The following is a 19904-nucleotide window of genomic DNA, read 5'->3' as shown; positions in this document are numbered from 1 at the left end:
AGTTTGGTAGTGTGTGGTGTGTTGAAAAATGGGGAGGATTACTGGACGAAGATGAACTCACGGGTGTTGATGAGAGCCCAAATCATGTTGGCATAGCCGTCATCGCCGCTGGAAAGCGCACGCTGGGCGATGTCTTTCTCTGCAAGGGTGGGGCGACGGCTCATGATGGACATGAACAGCGCTTCGACCTTCTCGCCGGGTGATTTCACTTTTTCCATGGTGCGGAAGATGAGCGAGTCATTGTTGGTAAGCATGCTCTGAGCAGCACCATTCATCATCATGAGCACTTGAGGGACAGAACCGACTTTGGAGCTGCCATCAATAAGGTTACGTGGTGATTGGCCGAAGTCAGTCAGGAAGTGACCAGCACGGGCTGGCTGCTCCAACTCCGCAGCACGGCGCAGAGTCATGCCTCCGTAGCTGATGGATGCATTCTCCATCATCATGTCGGAGGCTTTTTCTGCATCCTTACCTTTGGACTTGGATTTACTGCCTTCCATCATCATGTCTCCACCTGCGTCAGCGAGGCTACCGCCCTGCATGGCATTGAGTTTTTCGCCCATTTTACGGAAGGCGTCGTATTTCATGAGGATGGTCTGTGCATCGAGCTTCGGATTGTAGAGGTCGAGGTCGATCGACTTGCTGTAGAGGTCTTCGAGGGGTTTTTTGTATTTGTCGGGCTCGCCAAGAACGAGGGTCATGTAGCTATCCCAGGCCTGCTCGGCAGTCATGCGGCGAAGGACGGGCCCCTGGAAATAATAGGGCTCACCAATGGCGATGACTTCCGTGGTAGCCTCGGACTGATAGGCACGAGTGTTATAGATGATGCGCATGAAGTCCTTGAGGTTGAACTTCACTCGTTTCATTTCTTCAGCGAGATGCTTGAGCAGCTCAGGATTGGTGGACTGGTTCGGATCGTCGATGTTGGTGACAGGTTCCGCCACTGCGACCCCGAACGCACGCTTCCACATGCGGTTGGCGATAGCCATGGCGAAGCGTGGATTGCTCGGATGTGTCGCCCAATTTGCAAAGGAGCCGCGCAGGTCTTCCTCGACCTTGGTCTTCTGCTTATAGGCGGCGAGAGCTTTATCGTCTTTGCTCCAGGTGATGAATTTCGGAGCGACGGCATCACCGGGCTTGGCGTCTTTGTATTTGTAATCGTGCGGGAGCTTGATCGAATTTGTCTGCAAGTCTGCGACAGCGAAACGATTCGCGCCGATGTATTGGTTGATCTGCTGACGGAAGCGAGTGAGGTCGCCGCCATTCTTTTCCACGATGGCTTCGATTTCGGGCATCAGCTTGCGTCCCATGTCTTCCAGGGTTTCACCCTGTTTGGCTTTACGATTATTGGCGACACGTGGGGTGAAACGGGTGCTGGTAGCTCCAAAGAAGGAGGCCATTTCATAGAACTGGTACTGGGTCCAGTCAGAGAAAGGGTGATCATGGCACTGGGCACAGGCCACGTCCGTGCCAAGGAAGACGGCGAGGGAGTTCGCCAAATTATCCAACGGCATGCCGGAGTCACGCAGGAGATAGCCTGCTGCACCATTGTAGGAACCATCTTCTTTTTTGTCCCACATCTTGCCCGTGGCTGTGAGCATATTGAAGACCATTTTGTCCCAGCTCACGTTCTTTTCGACCTGCTGCTGGAGCCAATTGATATAGGGCAGACCACGCACATTATTACCACCACCGAAGTCGTCCTTCACACGGAGCATCTCGGAGATGTAGTTATACATGTGGCTGGAGTATCCAGGGCTATCGAGGAGCATGTCGATGAGCTTTGAACGCTTATCCGGGGCGCTGTTTTTGATGAAGCCAGTAGCCTCTTCAAAGTTCGGAATACGTCCAACGATGTCGAGGTACACACGGCGCACGAACTGCTCATCGCTGCAAGGTTCGTTAAACTTCGTGATCGGAGCCTTGCCGATCTTCACACGCTCTGGATTGGCACGCACGAGGCCACGGGCAACAAAACCATCAATGACCGAAGCAGCCTTTGCGACGGTAGCGTTGGCGAGGTAGGCGGGCTGACCTTCGGCGCCAGCAGCGGGGGCAGGAGCAGCCGCCGCGAGCTTCTTCGCCTCTGCCTGATCTTCTGCGGAGAGAATGGCGAGGGGGAAAGAGTGAGTGTTGCCATCCGCAGTCTGTAGGGTGATTTGGTCACCGTTGAGGCTGAGGAAGGCAGCGGGGATTTGGCGGCCTTTGTTGTCCGTCCAAGTACGCTGCTCCGCTGCGAAAGCGGAACTAGCGAACAAAGCGGAAACGAGGAGGCTGCCGAGCAGTTTCGACGTGGTCTGTTTCATGGTGTGTGTGGATAGAAAAGGGGAATCCGGCTCAAAAACGCGGAAGGAGGCACCTGTATTAGGCGGATCAGGCGAAAATGTGCGTTATTTTGCACTTTTTTGGCGAAAGAGGCAAGACCGACCTTGTTTGAGGCGGAAATAATTCCCTACCACCACACAAAAGGACCTGTGGGGTGGGATTTTATGGTTTGGCCGATTCGATGACCGCCCAAGCGTTGTGATTATGGATTGACTCATAATTTTCCGCCTCGACTCGGAACCAAGTGATACGTGGGTCCATTTTTACCTTTTGGGCGACATTCCGAACCAAATCCTCCACGAACACGGGGTTATCAAAAGCAGCCTCGGTGACGTATTTTTCATCCGGACGCTTCAAGAGGCTATAAAGTTCACTGCTGGCCGATTCCTCGACCAGTTCGATGAGTTCTTCGATCCAGACGATTTCCTTAAATCGCACCGACAGGGTCACTACGCCGCGTTGATTATGAGCTCCCCGAACACTGATCGCCTTTGAGCAGGGACAAAGGGTGGTAACGGGCACCTCCACGGTCAAAAGAAAGTCGGATACCATCGTATCCGCATTGACCTCAAACCGGACTCCATAATCGAGAAGTCCCTCCGCTTGCGTCACCGGAGCTTTTTTTGCCCGGAAGTAGGGGAAACGAAACTCGACGTGCGCCTTGTCCGCATCGAGCTTTTTCATCAATTCTCGCGGCATTCCAGCGATGGTACTAACGGTCAATTCCGTCCCATGGGCATGCAGCACTTCGACAAAACGGCTCATATGCGTTCCCTTAAAGTGATGTGGCAAATCCACTGCCAGGGAGACCGTGGCGACGGTGTGCTGCACCGCACTGTCCCTGTCACGAATACGGAGGGGAAAGCGCAGGCTACGCACACCGACTCGATCAATCGGGAGCTGGCGGTCATCACGTTCGTTCTGGGTATCTGTGAGAGTAGGCATGTTCAAGATTTCTGAGAGACAAAAATCCCACTGCCGCAGGTGCAACAGTGGGATTAAGATGAAGAATCAACTAACCGAGAATAATCAAGGCAGCAGGTTGACCGCGCGGGCACGCTTCACCTCACGAACGACTTTGCGGTGGAGCCAAGCAGGCAGACCGGTGACGCGGCGGGGGATGAGCTTACCCGATTCCGTGGTGAAACGGGCGAGGATTTCTGGATTCGTGTAGGATACTTTTTCCACAGGGATGTCCACGCGGCGGCGGGGCATCTTGCGGTTATGACGGCGCAGGCTGATAAGGCGCTCTTTGGTCTTCGGTTGCATGAGTAAAGGATGTGGGAGTGCTAATTAGCGGATTTCGCGGTGCAGCGTGCGCTTTTTCATGAAGTGATTGAACTTCACCTTCTCGAGGCGGTTCGGCGTTCGCACGCTCTTCTTGTTGCGTGTGGTCACGTAACGCGAAGTCGGCATTCCTGCTGCTTTCGCTTCCGTGCATTCGAGTATGATGATTTCTCGCGGCATAAATTTTTTGGGGCGCGGAGGCTAGGCTACTCTTTACTGAAGTCAAGTGACTCTCCACTGTTGTTCGTATTCGATGCTGTATTGGTCGAGGTTTCCTCCTCATCCTTGTCATCATCCTTATCGTCTTCAGCACTGTCATCCAGGCCGAAGAGGCTATGTACGGGGCGATTCCAGCTGCTACGGCGGCCTTCACGCTCGATTTTCTCCTGCCATTTGATGCCATAGCGGGCAAATGGCATGGCCTCCAAGCGCTCCTCCATGATTTTTTCTCCGGTTCCCTCGCAGATACCGTAGGTGCCATTATCGATACGTTTGAGGGCCTCATTGATCTCATACAGTGCATCTTGCTCCTTGCCCAAAAGGCTCAGTGCGAAATCACGGTCATAAGCGTCACTACCTGCGTCGGCCTGATGCATGCCGAAAGCGGAGGCATCAGCCCCCTCGCGGAAAGTTTCCGCAGAAACGCCCTCGATAGAGTTCATGTAAGCATCGCGCAATTCAAAGAGGCGTTGCTTTTGCTTTTTGAGAAACGGCGTCATTTTCACCGGACCTTTAGCGATCTCGATAGTAGCCCCCTCATCCTCGACCAAGCGAGAGCGCGGAGTGCCTGTTTTAGGGCCACTCGTGAGACTCCGTTTTGGCATCACGGCCAAAGCTGGCTTGGCTGAAGAAGATTTGCTGGAAGGCTTCGCGGTGGGCGCAGTTTTTGCAGCAGGGGCGGCCTTGACTGGTGCTGCCACCTTTACTGGAGCCTTGGCCGGAGCCACTGGCTTCTTGGCTGGAGCGGCGGCGGCTTTTTTCACCGCCACTGGAATTGCCTTTTTGGCTGGGACTACCTTCTTCGGAGCTGGCACAGCTTTTTTAGCGACCGTGTTTTTAGCAGCAGTTTTTTTTGCTATGGGCTTTTTCGCGACGGGCTTTTTGACGGGCGCTTTTTTAGCGGATGCTTTCTTCACAGATTTTAGGGGGGATTTTTTAGCAGGAGCAGGTTTGCTCGCAGCCTTCGGCTTCCCTGATGGTTTAGAAAGAGCTTTTTTTGCGGGTTTCGCAGCAGGCTTCTTAGCTGCGGGCTTAGTTTTCTTCGCAGGCATGTGGTCAGCAGGGTTGAGTTGAGCGGTGAGCTATGGGTGGAGCGGCCTTGCAGGCCGGAAAAAGAGGCGCGGATTCTGGCGTGCCTGCCCGAAAGCGCAAACGGTATTCCTAAAGAGGGAAACTGCTTTAGAAGCCCGTATTTTGGGCGATTGCCGCATCTTCGGGCCGCGCTTACTTTACCCCATGAACAACGAATCCCCCTCCAACTCGCCCGTGAGTCGTCTCTGGTCATTCATCCGCGCCATCCTCGATCTGGTGCTCGACCTAAGTTTTAAACGCCTCGTCACGCCAAAGTTAATCCGAGTCATTTATGCCCTCAGCCTGGTCGGGGCCGCCATCTACACTTGGCGCTGGATTGATGGCTTTTTCGGCTTTTTCACCGCCCCGCTTGCCTTTCTGGCCTACGCAATCTTTGCCCGCGTCATAGTGGAGTTCATCTTGGTCATTTTTCGCATCGCGGAAAAAATCGCCCCACAGGATGGCTTAGCCGCATCCGACACTGACGATGTGCTCTCCAAACTCAAAAAAGCGCCGTAAAACGTCAAACCGAGACGAATTTGCCAGGGTTTAGAATGCCCTTCGGATCAAGAGCCCGCTTCAAGTCCACATGCATCGACCGTGCCGCCTCCGGCACCGCATGCGGATACCAACGAGCCTTCGCAAGCCCAATGCCGTGCTCCCCCGTGATCGCTCCGCCCCAAGCAATCACTTGGTGAAACAGTCGATCCAGAGCGACCTCTGCTCGTTCGCGGATAGAAGGCTCATCCATTGTCGGAACCATGATGTTCACATGTATATTCCCATCCCCAGCATGCCCAAAACAAGCCACCGGAAAACCGCATTCAGCCTGCAACGTTTCTGCGAACTCCACAAGATCGACCAAACGACTCCGAGGCACGACAATATCCTCGTTTAATTTAATCAGCCCCGTATTTCGTAGGCTGTAGCTAAACTCCCTGCGCAGCTTCCAAAGCACTTCGCAAGCATCCTCCCCCACGGCCTCCTCTAAACAAACACAGCCTAGTCCTTTCACCAAATTTGCCAGAGTCTTGAGCTCACCTTTGACAGACTCAGGCTGCCCATCGATCTCCACCAAAAGGTGTGCCTCTCCACTCGGTGTCACTGACTCGCCAAGATACTCACGGGCAGCCCTGAGGGTGAATTTGTCTGCAATCTCCAGGGCCGAAGGCAAAAAGCCACTTCCAAGAATGCACTGGACCGCATTCGCCGCCTCCGCGAACGAACCAAAGCCCGCTGAAAGCATCGCCCTCATCGGTGGATGTGGAATCAATCTTAAAGTGGCCTGAGTCACCACCCCAAGGAGACCCTCGCTCCCCACCATCAGACCCACGAGATCAAAGCCCGTCTTATTTTTGTGACACCGCCCACCAGCCTCGACGATCCTGCCATCGGCCAACACAGCTTGCACCCCCAGCACATAGTGACGAGTGACGCCATATTTAAGGCATCGCGGCCCACCCGCATTGGTGGCAATATTCCCCCCAAGACTGCATTCCTTGAGCGAAGCAGGATCTGGGGGATAAAACCAGCCGACCGCCCGAGCCCTTGCCTGTAAATCCCCTGTGATCACTCCGGGCTCCACCACCGCCACACCGTCCTGGGTATTCACCTCTAAAACACGGTTCATCCTGGCCACCGAGAGTGCGATCCCCCCCTGCATCGGCACCGCCCCACCCACATACCCCACACGCGCTCCCTGCGGCGTAACGGGAATATGATGCTCATTGGCCAGCCTCAGAGTACACGCGACATCTTCAACGCACTGAGCATGCACCACCACCTCCGGAGCATTTGCAGCGAACCATTTGTCCGTACTGTGTAACGACAAATCCCCCTCCGAAACCGAAACACGGTCCGAACCCAAAACCCCCGTCAGCAAATCAATAAGCGAAGCCATAACCGAATATGATCAGTCGCACAAAAAAAGCCAGTGACTTGCTTTTATTTTAATGCCTGGCATTATATTATTGCGCACGAAACATGAAACATTCCACCTTCTCTGAAATCGAATCTAACCGCCGCACCCGAACCATCCCTGATCCTGAAAATTGTATTTCCACATGGGTGAGTGTCGGTGATTCTGCCAGCGCCGCTCTCACTCCAGTGGATGCGAAGACCTCACTCTATCCTTGGGATACGGGGTGGAAGGGGCGGAGGCGGAGGATTCTCGGGGGGCGGGGCTGTCGCTCGCATTGCTACCACGCGATGTCGCGCACTTGCGGTGGGGCGGTGCTTTTCGATGCGGTGGAGAAGGAGGCTCTACGGCGCATTCTCTGGCGGTTGTCGGAGTTCTCTGGCGTGCGCGTGCTCACCTACTGCATCATGAAAAATCACTTCCATGTGCTGGCTGAGGTGCCTGATCAAAAGGCGTGGCTGCAAGATCACTTCGAGGGCGCGGATGGTGAGCAAAAGCTCATGCACCATCTGCGCATTCTTTACAGCAAAAGCTACGTTGAGCAGCTCCAGGCAGAACTGGCTGAGTGGCGACGGCTACGGCATCATCACCTCGCTGAAAAGCGCATTGCGGCTCTCAAAAAGCGCTTTTGCGATATCTCCGTGTTCATCAAGGAGGTCAAGGAACGCTTCAGCCGGTGGTATAACAAGCGGCATGAGCGCAAGGGCACGCTGTGGATGGATCGGTTCAAGTCGGTGCTGGTGGAGGGCAAAGGTGATCCGCTGCTGACGATGGCGGCTTACATTGATTTGAACCCTGTGCGGGCGGGTATCGTGAGCGACCCAAAGGACTACCGATGGTGTGGCTACGCGGAGGCGCTTGGCGGGAATCGGGAGTGCCAGCGCGGCATTTGCCGGGTGACAGGGCGTGATGAGGATGGATGGAGACGCCAGGGCGCGGCGGAGGGCTATCGGCAGATGCTTTTTGATACGGCCGTGGAGCAAAAAAATGCGGAGGGCGAGGTGCAGCGCCGAGGAGTGAGCCGGGAAAGGGCCCAAGAGGTGCGGCTTGAGCGTGGAAAGCTATCTGCGAAGGAGCTGATCCGGCAGCGAGTGCGGTATTTCAGTGATGGGGCGGCACTGGGGAGCCGAGAGTTCGTGGAGGAGGTGTTTGAGCGGCAACGAGGGAGTTTTAGCCCGCGAAGACGCTCTGGGGCACGGAGAATGCCACGAACGGAGGAGCCGTTTTACACGCTGCGGTCATTGGTAGTCGATTCGTGATTCGACTGAGACTTGCGCAGAGGCGGAAATGGATGTTTCGGCTGCTTTTGCCATGCCCACGCCTGACTCTCTCCCCACGAAAATCGATATTCACAGCTTCGTCGAACCTATTTACCGGGGTTCTGTGCAGACTCTGTATGCAGTGCCTTCGCATCCTGGGCTTGTGGTCTGCGAGACGACGGAGGCGGGCTCCGTTTTCGATGTGGGCTCGATTTTTAAGATTGAGGGGAATGACCTGAACCGTGCGGCCTTTCGACATGCGATGTATTCGCGTCTAGGGAAGCCTGAGACATGGCAGCGGGTGAAGTCGGCGATTGAGAAGACGCCGATGGATGATGCTTGGCGCAGGGAATTGCTCACTGGGCCACTGGAGTCGATGCTGGAGCGCGGGGCGACGACGCATCATGTGGGTATGCTTGATTCGGTGACGGGGGAGCTGGTGCGTGAAGGTATGCCTGCCAATCCGAGCTGTTTGAATGTGGTCAGGCGATTTCCGGTGATGCATCCGCCTCAGCGCACGCTTCTGGGGACTCATGTTTTCGATTACATGCAGTTTCACCAGAGCGGGACGTATGTGGTGCCACTGGAGTATATTGTGCGTTTTGGGGTGACGAGTGGCTCTTCTGTTTTGAAGAAGTACCAAGGCCTTTCTGACTCGGCAAAGCGTGCTTATGAGCAGGAATTGGGCTTGAGTGGCCCGATGCGCGTGTGGGAGATGCTGGAGAGGCCGGTTTATGATCTCACGAGCAAGTATGAGCCTGAGGATCGAGCTGTGAGTAAGCAAGAAGCGCTCCTGATGAGTGGGCTGAGTAGTCAGGCCTTTCTGGATACGGTGAAAATGGCGATCCTGGGCGGCTGGGCGGTGCGAGAGCTGCTGGAGTCGGCGGGACTGTTGCTTTGGGATCTGAAGTGGGAGTTCGCGGTGGATGGCGAGGAGCTGCTTTTTGTCGATACGATCGATGCGGACTCGTTCCGTGGGACGAGCTTCCTCGATGTGGATGGACGACGGCTGGTGATTCATTTCAATAAGCAGGCGATGCGTGATTATTACCGCCTCGTGCATCCAGAGTGGTATGCGGGTATCAATGAGGCGAAGCAGCAGGCGCAGAGGAGCGGGGTGCCTTTCAAGCAAACGCTGCGTGAGGGCCAAGCGGCTGGGAAATGGCCTGCGACGCCTGTGGTGGATGCAGAGTTCCTGGCGCTGCAGGCTCGGAAAACAGCTCTGCTGCGTGAGCATGTGCTGGCGGAGCGTGATGCGGCAGCGATTCGGGTCGATCTGGCAGCGGCGGGTCGTGCTGAGACGGAGTTTTATCGTCAAAAGGGCCTACTTCCCGCGCTGCTGGCGATGAATGCGGCTGATTGAGGCGCTTCTCTTCGATTTACCAGATAAAGACAAAGCCGCGCTGTTGAGCGCGGCTTTGCTTTGATTGGTTGGTGGATGTCGAGCGGCTTATTCGGCCGATTTTTCTTCGGAGGCGGCATCTTCGGCTTCAGCGCCTTTGTCACCAGAGGCGGTGACAGCGACTTTGATCTCTGTGGAGATGTCGTAGCCGAGTTTGATCTCGATGTCGAAGTTGCCGGTGTTTTTGATGGGACGCTCGAGGACGATGTTGTGGCGATCGACTTCGATGCCAGCCTGATCTTTGATCCCTTTGGCGATGTCCATGGTGGTGATGGCTCCGAAGGCTTTGCCGCCTTGGCCAGTGGCCAGCGTGAGCTTGAGCTTCACTTTCTTGAGCTTGGAGGCGAGTTTGGTGGCCTCAGCCATTTCAGCGGCTTCGCGCTCGGCGCGGACTGCTTTGAGACGCTCCGTGTGACGCAGGTTGCCCTTGGTGGCCTCGTAGGCCTTGCCCTGGGGGAGGAGGAAGTTACGGGCGAAACCGCGCTTCACTTTGACCACGTCTGCTTCAGCGCCGAGGCCTTTGATTTGTTCTTTGAGGATGACTTGAGTGCTTGCCATAAATGTTTGCCCCCTGGGGAAAAGGGGCGCGATACTACCAGCCAGCTCAGATGTGTCAAATGCTCAGAAACCATCCTTTTCGTGTTCTGGGCTATTAAATGCCTCTGGAGGGCCCCCAGGGAGCCTCAGGAGGCGTGGTGGGCGGCGGCGAGGAGCGCGAGGACGCTGACACTGTCGCGTATGCGTCCGTCACGGGCCATTTGGACGGCTTCACTCAGTGGGAGGCGGAGGAGCTCGAGTTTTTCGGTTTCTTCAGGTTGGGCGCTGCTTTGGGTGAGGTCTGTGGCGAGGAATAGGTCACAAACTTCATCGGTAGTGCTGTTGGAGAGCTGGAGGCCGGTGAGTAATGGGGTGAGCGTCTGGGCGATGAGGCCCGTTTCTTCGCGGAGTTCACGGAGGGCTGCTTCGGTGGGGGATTCGCCAGCGGGGCAGCCGCCTTCGGGGATTTCCCATTCATATCGGTCGTGGCAGTAGCGCCATTGGCCGACGAGCCAGGTGTAGCCTTGTTCATCCACGGGGAGGATGCCGATGGCGCGGTTTTTGTAGTGGACGACGCCGTAGATGCCTTTTCCGCCGGAGGGGTTGATGACTTGGTCCTCGCGTACTCGGATCCACGGGTTGGCGTAGGTCTCGCGGGTGGCGAGCGTTTTCCAGGGATTCGGCTGGGTGGGGAGTTCTCGGCTCAAATGGGTCAAAAAAGGTGGTCTGTGGCCGTGGGGAGCACGTTGAGGCCATCAACGCGAAATGGAAACAAGTGCAGGCTCTGGATAATCGAAGGTTTTGCCTTCGTAATTGCGCAAGAGGACGCGTTGCTCATCACGCAGGAGGACGTAGTCGGGATTGACGGGTATTTTGCCGCCGCCGCCGGGGCCGTCGATGACGTATTGTGGGACAGCGTAGCCGGTGGTGTGGCCACGGAGTTGCTCGATGATTTCGATGCCGTCGATGACGCTGGTGCGCAGGTGTGAGCTGCCTTTGATGAGGTCACACTGATAGAGGTAGTAGGGACGCACTCGGCACATGAGGAGCTTGTGCACGAGGCTTTTCATCACGGCTGCGTCATCGTTGACGCCGCGCAGTAGGACACTCTGATTTCCGAGCGGGATGCCGTGGTTGGCGAGGAGCTCGAGTCCGGCGCGGACTTCGGTAGTGAGCTCACGCGGATGATTTGTGTGGATGCTCATCCAGAGGGGATGATGCTTGGCGAGCATGCGGCAGAGCTCGGGTGTGATGCGCTGTGGGACAAAGATGGGCACACGGGTGCCGATGCGGATGAATTCGATGTGCTTGATGGCGCGGAGCCGTGTGAGCAGGGCATCGAGCTTGGCGTCGGAAAAAAGCAGCGGATCGCCGCCAGAGAGCAGCACGTCGCGTATTTCGCTGTGCTTTTCGAGGTAGCGAAAGGCGGCATCGAATTCGGTGTGCAGTTCCTGCTCGCCGACGCCGCTGACGACACGGCTGCGTGTGCAGTAACGGCAATAACTGGCGCAGCGGTCGGTGACGAGGAAGAGCACGCGGTCTGGATAGCGGTGGACGAGGCCAGGGACGGGCATGTGGCTGTCTTCGCCGCAGGGATCTGCCATTTCATCTGGGTCGTCCCAAGTCTCCTCGATGCGAGGGATGACCTGGCGGCGAATGGGGCAGCCTGGGTCTGAGGGGTCGATGAGATTGAAATAGTGTGGCGTGATGGCCATCGCTAGCTTGTTGCCAGAGAGCAGGACGCCGGCGCGTTCCTCATCGGTGAGGGTGAGATGCTCTTCGAGACCGGCGAGGGTGGTGACGCGGTTTTTGAGCTGCCAGGTGGCGCTGTTCCAGTCTGCGGCGGGGATGCCTTTTTCGGACCAAAAACCGGGTGCATAGGAGCGGAACTCCTTTTCGGGCAACTCTGTGGTTTCGTGCATGTCTGGGCGTGATGAAATAAAGGTGCGAAGCAGCTTTTCGCGAGTGAATCTAACTTTCTGCGGTTGTGGCGGCGGCTTCGACGGAGTTTTCTGCGCCGGATTCAGCCTCAGTACTTTTTTCTCCTTCGATTTTGATGGGATCGACGCGGAGAGAGATTTTGATGCCGTGCTTTTCTGCGGCCACGTTCATGAGCGAGCGGATGGAGCTGATGGTCATGCCATTTCGTCCGATGACGTGTCGCACATCGTCTTTGGCGAGGGTGACGCGGTAGCTGGTGGCACCGTTGGAGCCGGGCCCGACCGCGATGGTGGCCTGATCTGGGTGGTCGATGAGATTGGCCACGATATAGCCGAGGAATTCGCGGAGGGCTTCAGGTGCGTCCATGGCGTGTGTGCAGGTGAATGTTGAAAAAAGGGGGGCTGCCTTGATACGGAAGAACCCGGGCCTTTTCAAGGCTCCGGGTTCTCCAAATACGAATACTCGTCCTGAGAGGAGTGGGTGCGAATCAGGCAGCGGCCTTTTTCGAGGCACGCTTCAGGATGCTGGCGACGGTGTCCGAGGGCTTAGCGCCTTTGGAGATCCAGCTTTGCGCGGCATCGAGATTGATCGTGGCTTTGTCCACGCCCTGCTGAGGGTCGTAGTTACCCAGGATTTCGAGGAATTTACCCTCGCGGCGGATACGCTTGTCCATGGCGACGATACGATAGACCGGGCGACCTGCGGCGCCCTCTTGACGGAGACGGATGACAACTGCCATGATACGGAGTGGGGAAGGGGGAAACGGAGTGGTTTTCTTTGAAGCGGGGGCGGATGGTGGAGACTCTAGGCACGAAAGCAAGCGGTTTTTCACCCCTTGGCATCCTCTCCGGCCCGGCTATGACCTGCATCTCGGTTTTTTTACCCCCTCCCATGGACCGCCCCGCCGCCATTTCCCAAATCCGCGAAGCCTGTAAACAGGTCGCTCTCCAATTCATGAAAATCCATCCTGCAGTGCCGGGTCTGGCCGAGGAGGAGACCCAAAAAGAATGCCTCCGCTGCATGCATGAGATGACGGTGCTGCTAGAGACGATCAAAAAGAAGATCGGACGGCTGGAGCGGGAGGATGGCAGCTCGATTTTATAATCCGGGCAGGCCAAGCAGGCTCTCTCCTCCCCTGCCCTGATGCCGATGGAGCTATTTTCGATTCCACTGACCTAGCCGTGCTTGGTAATCGGCAGCAGGTGCCCCAGCTTTGACGTGGTTGGTGATTTGCGTGACGATGAGCACGCCATTTTCCATGACCACACGTAGATCAGCCCGATCCCCGTCTTTTAGTGGGAGCTCATCTCGGAATGTGACGGTAGTGCGGATCATCTGGGTGCTTGGACGCTGAAGAGCATGGCCGCAAGCCGGGATATGCAAGACTTGCGAGTGCGTTTATGCTCTGCGCATGCCTTCGCCACTCACACTCCATCTCGCTGCCACCTGGATGGTGGTAGGGCTTATTTGGGTGATACAAATCATCGTGTATCCGCAGTTTCTCCGTGTGGGCACAGCGGACTTTCGGGAGTTTCATTTCGGCCATTGTGTGCGCATCGGGCTCATGATCTCGGTGCTGTTGCTGGCAGAGCTAGGGACAGCGCTATGGCTGTATCTGGATGGAAACCGAAGCTCTCCGTTTTTGATCAGCCTGGGCATGTTTCCGGTGATCGGGCTGAGCACGGCTCTTTTTCAGGCTCCGATGCATATTAGGCTGATGGGTGGTTTTGATGCGCCCGTGATCCGTAGGCTCATTTTATCAAACTGGCTTCGCACACTGGCCTGGACGGCGAGAGGCGTGCTGCTTTGCTTCGCAGAGTGAGCCTCCAGGCGCATTGCGTGTGACAGAGTTCATTTCCCATCTGCGTTCCTTGCGCCGCATGCGCACCACTTCCCTTCTCTTCCTTTTTTCGTCCTCACTCCTCATGGCGGCTGATTGGCCAGAATTCCGTGGTCCCACCGCGCAGGGCCACTCGGATGCCACGAATCTGCCTGTGACATGGAGTGACAGTAGCCACGTCAAATGGAAGGCCACCGTGGCTGGTGTGGGCTGGTCATCACCCGTGGTCATCGGTGACCGCATCTTTTTGACCACGGCGGTATCCACCAGCGGGAAGGAAGAGGCTACGGCAGATCGCTCACTACGTGCGCTGGCACTGGATGCGGTGACAGGGAAGCCCGTGTGGGATGTGGAGGTCTTTCCGTCCAAGTCTCCGCGTGCGCATCGTAAAAACAGCCACGCCAGTCCCACTCCGATTCATGAGAATGGGCGGCTCTACGTGCACTTTGGCCATCTGGGCACGGCATGCCTGGATGCCGCCACGGGGAAAGCTGTGTGGGCGACCCAGGAGCACGCCTACACTCCCGTGCATGGCAATGGCGGCAGTCCGGTGCTTTTTGAGGACATGCTCATCTTTTCTGCCGATGCATCAGAGGCTCCAAAAGTCATCGCTTTGGACAAAACCACGGGCAAGCAGCGCTGGGCCTTCGCACGCGAATCGGGAGCAACGCGGAAGTTCTCCTTTTGCACACCGCTTCTCATCGATGTGGGTGGGCAAAAGCAGCTCATCACTCCCGGCAGTGGCGTGGTCAATGCGCTCAATCCAAAGGACGGCACCGAAATCTGGCGCTGCAGCTATGATCAGGGTTACAGCGTCGTCCCCCGCCCCGTTTTCGCCCACGGCATGGTTTTCATCAGCACGGGCTACGATAAGCCATCCGTCCTCGCCATCAAAGTGGATGGAAAAGGTGATGTCACCGATACCCACCTCGCCTGGCGCATCGAGAAAGCAGCACCGCATAATCCAAGCATGGTCGTCATCGGTGAGGAGCTCTACTTCATCGCGGATAATGGCATCCTGAGCTGCGTGGACGCCAAAACGGGCGCAGTGCACTACTCTGAGCGCTGCACGGGGCCGGTCTCTGCCTCCCTCATCGCTGCGGATGGCAAAATCTATGTGCAGGACGAAAAGGGCCTCGGTGTCGTGGTCGCAGCAGGAAAGACCTTCAAAATCCTCTCGCAAAATGAGCTTGAAGGAAAAAAGCCTCGCCTCCTACGCCGTGATCGACAGCGATCTGCTCATCCGCACGGAGGGCCATTTGTACCGAATCACGAAGTGATTCCTGCACGATCTACCTACCGAGTGAAATGCATGTGCCATCACTCCCGTTCTGCTTGCCCCCACTTTCATCATGAAGCGCCTCTTTGCCCTCCTCGCCGCCGTCTCATTCATTAGCCCCGCCATTGCAGCGGAGAAAAAATCCATCGTCATGATCGCAGGCCGCCCCTCACACGGCCCCGGCCAGCACGAGCACAATGCGGGAATCCTCCTGCTCAAAAAGTGCCTCGAGCAGGGCGCTGCAGACAGCCTGGAGATCAAGCATCACCTCAATGGCGAATGGCCATCGCAGGAGGAGCTGTCCAAGGCAGACACTGTCGTCATCTACTCCGACGGCGGCGGCGGACACCCTGCACTCCAGGAAAACCGCCTCCAGCAGCTCGATAAGGAGATGAAACGTGGCTGCGGCTTCCTCACGCTGCATTACGCCGTGGAGCCCGTCATCGAAAAGGGCAATAAAGAATTCATCGACTGGATGGGCGGCTGCTTTGAGATCAACTGGAGCGTCAATCCACACTGGGATGCGAACTTCAAGCAACTGCCCCAGCACCCCATCAGCAGCGGCGTGAAGCCCTTTGGCACGAACGACGAATGGTACTTCTACATGCGCTTCCGCAAAGGCATGGAGGGCGTCACCCCCATCCTCAGCGATGTGGCACCAGACAGCACCATGAGCCGCCCAGACGGCCACCACAGCGGCAATCCTGCCGCGCGTGAATCCGTGAAAAATAAAGAGCAGCAGCACGTCGCCTGGGCCTGTCAGCGTGCCGATGGCGGACGCGGCTTCGGCTTCACCGGTGGTCACTTTCACCAAGGCTGGGCGAACGACGACCAGCGCAAGCTCGTGCTCAATGCCATCCTCTGGACAGCACATGCAGAAGTGCCAGCCACGGGCGTAGCCTCCACCATCACCGAAGCAGACATGAAGGCCAATCTCGACCTCAAACCCGGCCAGGGACTGCCAGAGAAGCCAAAGAAGGCCCCACAGAAGTAATTCACCGGCTCTGGCTCTCCATCCCCATCATCGGTGGCGATTGCTCACGCAAGGCTCTTGCCTCGCCGCCCAGGGAGAGCGAGCTTGGCAGCCTCTGCGATGAATCTGACCGAAAAAGCCGCTCTTTACCGCGAACTGGCGAAACTCGTCGGCTCGGCCTTTCATCTCGATCGCTCCCTGGAGCTGCTGCTCGGGCAAAATCCCTCCCACGCCCGGCGGCGATGGCTGGAGGGCCTAAAAGATGGCCTGAAGGCAGGAAAAACGTCACCGAGTCTCTGCAAACACGAAACGGCGCCTACACCGATGGGCTTGAGCTGACGCTCATCGACGCCGGAGAGCGGAGCGGGCGGCTCGCAGATGCCTTCAGCCACCTCGCACGGTATTTTGAAGCATGGGACATCGGCCTCCGGCAGATGCGTGGAGCGCTGCTCTATCCTCTGGTCCTCGCACATCTGGGACTACTCCTGCCAGAGCTGCCTGCCATGGTCGTCGCAGGCATGGGCGGCACCGAAGAAAGCCCCCTCCGGCGCACGGTCGTGACGCTGCTGGTTTTTTGGTTACTCCTAGTGCTGCTCATCGCAGGCTGGCGCTGGCTTTCACGCAAAGGCCGGGACTCAGCCGAGGTGGAGAGCTGGCTGTGGCGCATTCCCCTCATCGGCAGTGTCCGGCGGCACTGGGCTCTGGCGCGGTTCGCCCAGGTATTTCACGCCTGCCTACTCGCGGGCATGCGGATGACCGAATGCATGCGCCTGGCTGGAGAGGCCTCCCATAGCGGTGTGCTGCGACAAGCCGCACGCGATGCCGAGAAAAAAATCGCCACCGGAGAGATGGTGGCCGGAGCCATGGCCGATGTGCACGGCTTCCCACTCGTCTTCGTGCATAGCGTAGCTACAGCAGAGGAATCCGGCACACTGGACCGTGAGATGAATAGCTGGGCAGCCAGTGAGATGATCGAAGCACAAGAATCCCTGCGCCGTGTGACGGAATGGACGCCAAAAGTCTTTTATGCCCTGGTAGTGTGCTACGTCGCCTGGCGCATCATCGGCATGGCCATCTGGCAGGGGGAGCAGTACCGAAAGATATTAGAGATGTGATCACGGCTTGATACGTAGAGCGAAGGGCTTAGTAGGCACCGAGTGGCCTGCCATACAGCAAACCAAACCGTGCCCCTTTGCCCTGCGCTCTTCGCACTTGGCGATTACGCTCCGAAGTTGATCAGCGGAAAGGGATTCGCCTGGGGCTCCATGGCGTACTCGCGATCCTTGAACTGACCCGCCTTCGGGAAGGGATAGTTACCATCTTTATCCGCGACGATCGGCGGAGCGCTCTCCAGCGTGAGCTTATCCACACCAGGAGAGAACTCGAAGGGACTGTTGATGTAGTCGTTGTAAGTGATCTTCTGGCCCGTGTGAGCAGCCCAGCGGCCCATCGCGGTCGTGACGCTGGATTTGATGCCGCGCTCCACTTCGTTGTACTCCGTGTCGTCGCTGATGGCCTTCACCAGATCTTCCCATTCGAGGTCATAGGGATTGGGCTCAGGCTGCTTGCCACGCCAGATGAGGTTTTGACGGTTGGTGAAGTCCTGGCCTTTGAAAGTCATCGCTTTGGATGGGAAGTGACCCGCCGTGGAAACGATGGCGCAGCCCTTGGTGCCATGCACCTGCGTGGCGAACTGCGTGTGCACATTCAGCGCAGTGCGCCCTTCCAGGAAGAGCTTCGCGCCGTCCTTAAAGGTGTACTCACAGGAGTAATGATCGAAGTTTTGGTCCACATTGTCACCACGGTCGGTACGGCCACCGCTGGCCTGCACTTCGACGGGCCAGTCATTTTTCATCCAGCATGCCTCGTCGATGTTGTGGATATTGAAGTCGCTGAAACCACCACCAGAGGCCCAGAGGAAGCTGTGGAAGTTCCGGAGCTGCCAGAGGAGCTCACTCGGATGCGCTTTCGGATCACGGCGTGGAGTGAAGACACTACCAATGATGCCCTGCATGCGGTAAGCACGCAGCAGCATCAGATCACCGATCTCGCCGTCCTGGATGCGATTGAAGAGCTCTCCACGCACACGGCAGTGGCGGCACATCAGGCCGACGCCGACTTTGAGGTTCTTTTTCTTGGCCTCTTCATTCAGGGCGAGGAGGCGGCGAGCCGTAGGACCATCGGTGCAGATGGGCTTTTCCATAAAGACATTCACGCCCTTCTCGATGGCGTATTTGTAATGCACCCAGCGGAAGGCCACGGGCGTAGTGAAGATAGCCACATCACCTTTGCGCAGGCTGTCGATAGCGTGCTTGTAAGCATCAAAACCGATGAATTTGGCATCCTCCGACACGGACATGCGATCCGGGTGCTTTTTGGTCAAGTTTTCAAAGCTCGAGTCCAGGCGGTCCTTCATCACATCCGCCATCGCGACGAGGCGCGGCATCCGCTGCTTCACGGTCATCGCATTGCTAGCCGCACCCGTGCCACGTCCGCCGCAGCCGATCAGCGCCGCTCGGATCTCATCACTGCCCGCCGCGTGCACATGGGGCAAACTGATACCAGAGAGCACCGAGAGGCCAGCAGTGGCCTTGGTGGCAGTTTTCAAAAAATCACGACGGGAGGCGTTTTCGACGAGGTTTGTATTCATGGGTTGGATTTAACGGATATAGAGACAGCTAATTTACGCAGGAATCAGCGAGACGGTCAAGCATTCGTCAAAACGGCCAAGACAAGGAGCATCTCCATCCTCATCAAGCGCCCAACTTGGTCCGCCGAGCATCCGCAGCGGGCTGATCAACTGAAACGCCTACACGCCTCATTCCAGCGTCCAGATCACGCAAAGCCATCAACTCACAGTCGGCACCACGAATCCTCCGTGCACCGCTCATTCGCGAGGGACCAAACAACCCTCGATTCTGAGCAAAAAACTCGTTCACAAACTCCTTGCTCCCAATCACCGCTCCATCCGTGAAATGCCGCACCCGCGAGCGCACCAACTCAACCAGCGATAGCCGCCCTTTTTGCGCCACAACATCCTCCGCCTGCTGCGCACTCACCCCACGCCGAGCCACCGCCTTCCCATCCGCCGTTTTCACCTCACGCCCCACCGAAAACAACATCTGCCGATACCCCTCCCGCGCTCCGCTCTTCACCCAATCCTTCCCCCCCATATCTCGCCCCGTCACTCGGCAAATTCCCCGCTGGCATTCCTTGTTCCCACCCAACGCCTCCGCATACCCACACCACCGATAGTCCTTCGGGTCCACGACCATCCCCGCTTTCACCGCATTCAGATCAATATACGCCGCCATCGCGAGAAGAGGGTTCCCTTTCCCCTCCACCAGCACACTGCGGAACCGATCCATCCACAACGTGCCTTTCCTCTTGTGCCGCTTGTTGTACCACTTCGTAAACCGCGTCTTCAGCTCCTGCATAAACACCGGCAAATTGCAAAACCGCCTCTTCAGCAACTCCAAGCGCCACCGCACCAGCCCCTCTGCCCCACGCTTCCTCAGTTCCTCGAACTCTTCCCGCAGCCCCTGCACAAACGCTTTGCTATACAGCACCCGCAGATGCCGAAAGAGCTTCGCCTCGCCCTCCGCGTCGCTGAGAGCACCAAATTGCTCTTCGAGCCACCGCTTCTGATCCGGCACCTCCAGCAACAGGTGAAAATGGTTCCCCATCACGCAATAAGTCAGCACCCGCAGACCGCAGAACTCCGTCAGCCGCCAAATCACCCTGCGCAGCGCCTCCTTCTCCACATCATCCCAAAACACCGCCCCGCCACAGGTGCGGGACATCACGTGGAAGCAATTCGTCTGCGCCTGAAACCCCCGAATCCGCCTGGAGC

The 19904-nt window shown here is 57.0% G+C and carries 22 protein-coding genes and 1 pseudogene; 9 read left to right on the top strand and 14 right to left on the bottom strand.

Going from position 1 to position 19904, the window contains the following annotated elements; all coding sequences use genetic code 11:
• Nucleotides 1–38: 38 nt before the first annotated feature.
• The 5 genes from IPK32_11065 to IPK32_11045 all read right to left on the bottom strand — a co-directional run bounded on the left by IPK32_11065 (nt 39) and on the right by IPK32_11045 (nt 4331).
• Entirely contained in the window at nt 39–2306 is a 2268-nt protein-coding gene (locus tag IPK32_11065; GenBank protein MBK8092490.1) for a DUF1549 domain-containing protein, read from the bottom strand.
• A gap of 181 nt (nt 2307–2487) precedes the next feature.
• Nucleotides 2488–3270: a GTP cyclohydrolase I FolE2 gene (locus IPK32_11060; protein MBK8092489.1), complete on the bottom strand. Its 783-nt coding sequence runs from the start codon at nt 3268–3270 to the stop codon at nt 2488–2490.
• Between the two features lie 84 nt (nt 3271–3354).
• Entirely contained in the window at nt 3355–3594 is a 240-nt protein-coding gene (rpsR, locus tag IPK32_11055; protein ID MBK8092488.1) for a 30S ribosomal protein S18, read from the bottom strand.
• Nucleotides 3595–3618: 24 nt separating this feature from the next.
• On the bottom strand, nt 3619–3792 hold the full coding sequence (gene rpmG / locus IPK32_11050) for a 50S ribosomal protein L33 (GenBank protein ID MBK8092487.1): 174 nt from the start codon (nt 3790–3792) through the stop codon (nt 3619–3621).
• A 26-nt stretch (nt 3793–3818) separates the two neighbouring features.
• Entirely contained in the window at nt 3819–4331 is a 513-nt protein-coding gene (locus IPK32_11045) for a TraR/DksA C4-type zinc finger protein (GenBank protein ID MBK8092486.1), read from the bottom strand.
• A gap of 85 nt (nt 4332–4416) precedes the next feature.
• On the opposite strand from IPK32_11045, the gene IPK32_11040 reads away from it, so the two are divergent.
• The gene (locus IPK32_11040) at nt 4417–4905 is read left to right on the top strand and encodes a hypothetical protein (GenBank protein ID MBK8092485.1); all 489 of its coding nucleotides are present in this window, start codon (nt 4417–4419) and stop codon (nt 4903–4905) included.
• A gap of 162 nt (nt 4906–5067) precedes the next feature.
• Nucleotides 5068–5421, top strand: coding sequence for a DUF4282 domain-containing protein (locus IPK32_11035; protein MBK8092484.1), 354 nt, complete (start codon nt 5068–5070; stop codon nt 5419–5421).
• A gap of 4 nt (nt 5422–5425) precedes the next feature.
• Here IPK32_11035 and IPK32_11030 read toward each other — a convergent pair whose 3' ends face one another.
• Nucleotides 5426–6802: an FAD-binding protein gene (locus IPK32_11030; GenBank protein MBK8092483.1), complete on the bottom strand. Its 1377-nt coding sequence runs from the start codon at nt 6800–6802 to the stop codon at nt 5426–5428.
• 308 nt (nt 6803–7110) lie between these two features.
• Between IPK32_11030 and IPK32_11025 the strand changes: the two genes are divergently transcribed.
• Nucleotides 7111–8079, top strand: coding sequence for a hypothetical protein (locus tag IPK32_11025; protein ID MBK8092482.1), 969 nt, complete (start codon nt 7111–7113; stop codon nt 8077–8079).
• Nucleotides 8080–8131: 52 nt separating this feature from the next.
• Complete coding sequence (locus IPK32_11020; GenBank protein MBK8092481.1) at nt 8132–9442, top strand: hypothetical protein; 1311 nt, start codon at nt 8132–8134, stop codon at nt 9440–9442.
• A gap of 87 nt (nt 9443–9529) precedes the next feature.
• On the opposite strand, the gene IPK32_11015 is transcribed toward IPK32_11020, so the two are convergent.
• The 5 genes from IPK32_11015 to rpsP form a co-directional block, all read right to left on the bottom strand.
• The gene (locus IPK32_11015; protein ID MBK8092480.1) at nt 9530–10039 is read right to left on the bottom strand and encodes a 50S ribosomal protein L9; all 510 of its coding nucleotides are present in this window, start codon (nt 10037–10039) and stop codon (nt 9530–9532) included.
• 125 nt (nt 10040–10164) lie between these two features.
• Entirely contained in the window at nt 10165–10725 is a 561-nt protein-coding gene (locus tag IPK32_11010; GenBank protein ID MBK8092479.1) for an NUDIX hydrolase, read from the bottom strand.
• Nucleotides 10726–10773: 48 nt separating this feature from the next.
• Nucleotides 10774–11940 (bottom strand): KamA family radical SAM protein, encoded by a 1167-nt coding sequence (locus IPK32_11005; GenBank protein ID MBK8092478.1) that lies wholly within the window; start codon nt 11938–11940, stop codon nt 10774–10776.
• Between the two features lie 49 nt (nt 11941–11989).
• Nucleotides 11990–12325, bottom strand: a complete 336-nt coding sequence (locus tag IPK32_11000) for a KH domain-containing protein (protein MBK8092477.1) — start codon at nt 12323–12325, stop codon at nt 11990–11992.
• Nucleotides 12326–12446: 121 nt separating this feature from the next.
• Nucleotides 12447–12698, bottom strand: coding sequence for a 30S ribosomal protein S16 (gene rpsP, locus IPK32_10995; GenBank protein MBK8092476.1), 252 nt, complete (start codon nt 12696–12698; stop codon nt 12447–12449).
• A 152-nt stretch (nt 12699–12850) separates the two neighbouring features.
• Here rpsP and IPK32_10990 point away from each other — a divergent pair, with 152 nt between their 5' ends.
• On the top strand, nt 12851–13063 hold the full coding sequence (locus IPK32_10990; protein MBK8092475.1) for a hypothetical protein: 213 nt from the start codon (nt 12851–12853) through the stop codon (nt 13061–13063).
• A gap of 51 nt (nt 13064–13114) precedes the next feature.
• Here the strand turns inward: IPK32_10990 and IPK32_10985 are convergent, their stop codons facing one another.
• On the bottom strand, nt 13115–13294 hold the full coding sequence (locus tag IPK32_10985) for a hypothetical protein (GenBank protein ID MBK8092474.1): 180 nt from the start codon (nt 13292–13294) through the stop codon (nt 13115–13117).
• A gap of 76 nt (nt 13295–13370) precedes the next feature.
• Here IPK32_10985 and IPK32_10980 point away from each other — a divergent pair, with 76 nt between their 5' ends.
• From IPK32_10980 to IPK32_10965, 4 genes and pseudogenes are all read left to right on the top strand, one after another.
• A complete protein-coding gene (locus tag IPK32_10980; GenBank protein ID MBK8092473.1) occupies nt 13371–13781 on the top strand; it encodes a hypothetical protein in 411 nt (136 codons plus the stop codon).
• Nucleotides 13782–13839: 58 nt separating this feature from the next.
• Nucleotides 13840–15079: pseudogene (locus tag IPK32_10975) on the top strand (PQQ-like beta-propeller repeat protein).
• Nucleotides 15080–15148: 69 nt separating this feature from the next.
• On the top strand, nt 15149–16072 hold the full coding sequence (locus IPK32_10970) for a ThuA domain-containing protein (GenBank protein MBK8092472.1): 924 nt from the start codon (nt 15149–15151) through the stop codon (nt 16070–16072).
• Nucleotides 16073–16293: 221 nt separating this feature from the next.
• Nucleotides 16294–17166 (top strand): type II secretion system F family protein, encoded by an 873-nt coding sequence (locus IPK32_10965; GenBank protein ID MBK8092471.1) that lies wholly within the window; start codon nt 16294–16296, stop codon nt 17164–17166.
• A 104-nt stretch (nt 17167–17270) separates the two neighbouring features.
• Here the strand turns inward: IPK32_10965 and IPK32_10960 are convergent, their stop codons facing one another.
• Complete coding sequence (locus IPK32_10960) at nt 17271–18701, bottom strand: Gfo/Idh/MocA family oxidoreductase (GenBank protein MBK8092470.1); 1431 nt, start codon at nt 18699–18701, stop codon at nt 17271–17273.
• 103 nt (nt 18702–18804) lie between these two features.
• Nucleotides 18805–19854: a hypothetical protein gene (locus IPK32_10955; protein ID MBK8092469.1), complete on the bottom strand. Its 1050-nt coding sequence runs from the start codon at nt 19852–19854 to the stop codon at nt 18805–18807.
• Between the last annotated feature and the right edge of the window lie 50 nt (nt 19855–19904).

The organism is Verrucomicrobiaceae bacterium, from assembly GCA_016713035.1.
Lineage (GTDB): Bacteria > Verrucomicrobiota > Verrucomicrobiia > Verrucomicrobiales > Verrucomicrobiaceae > Prosthecobacter.
This window is presented reverse-complemented; position numbering and strand designations above follow the sequence as displayed.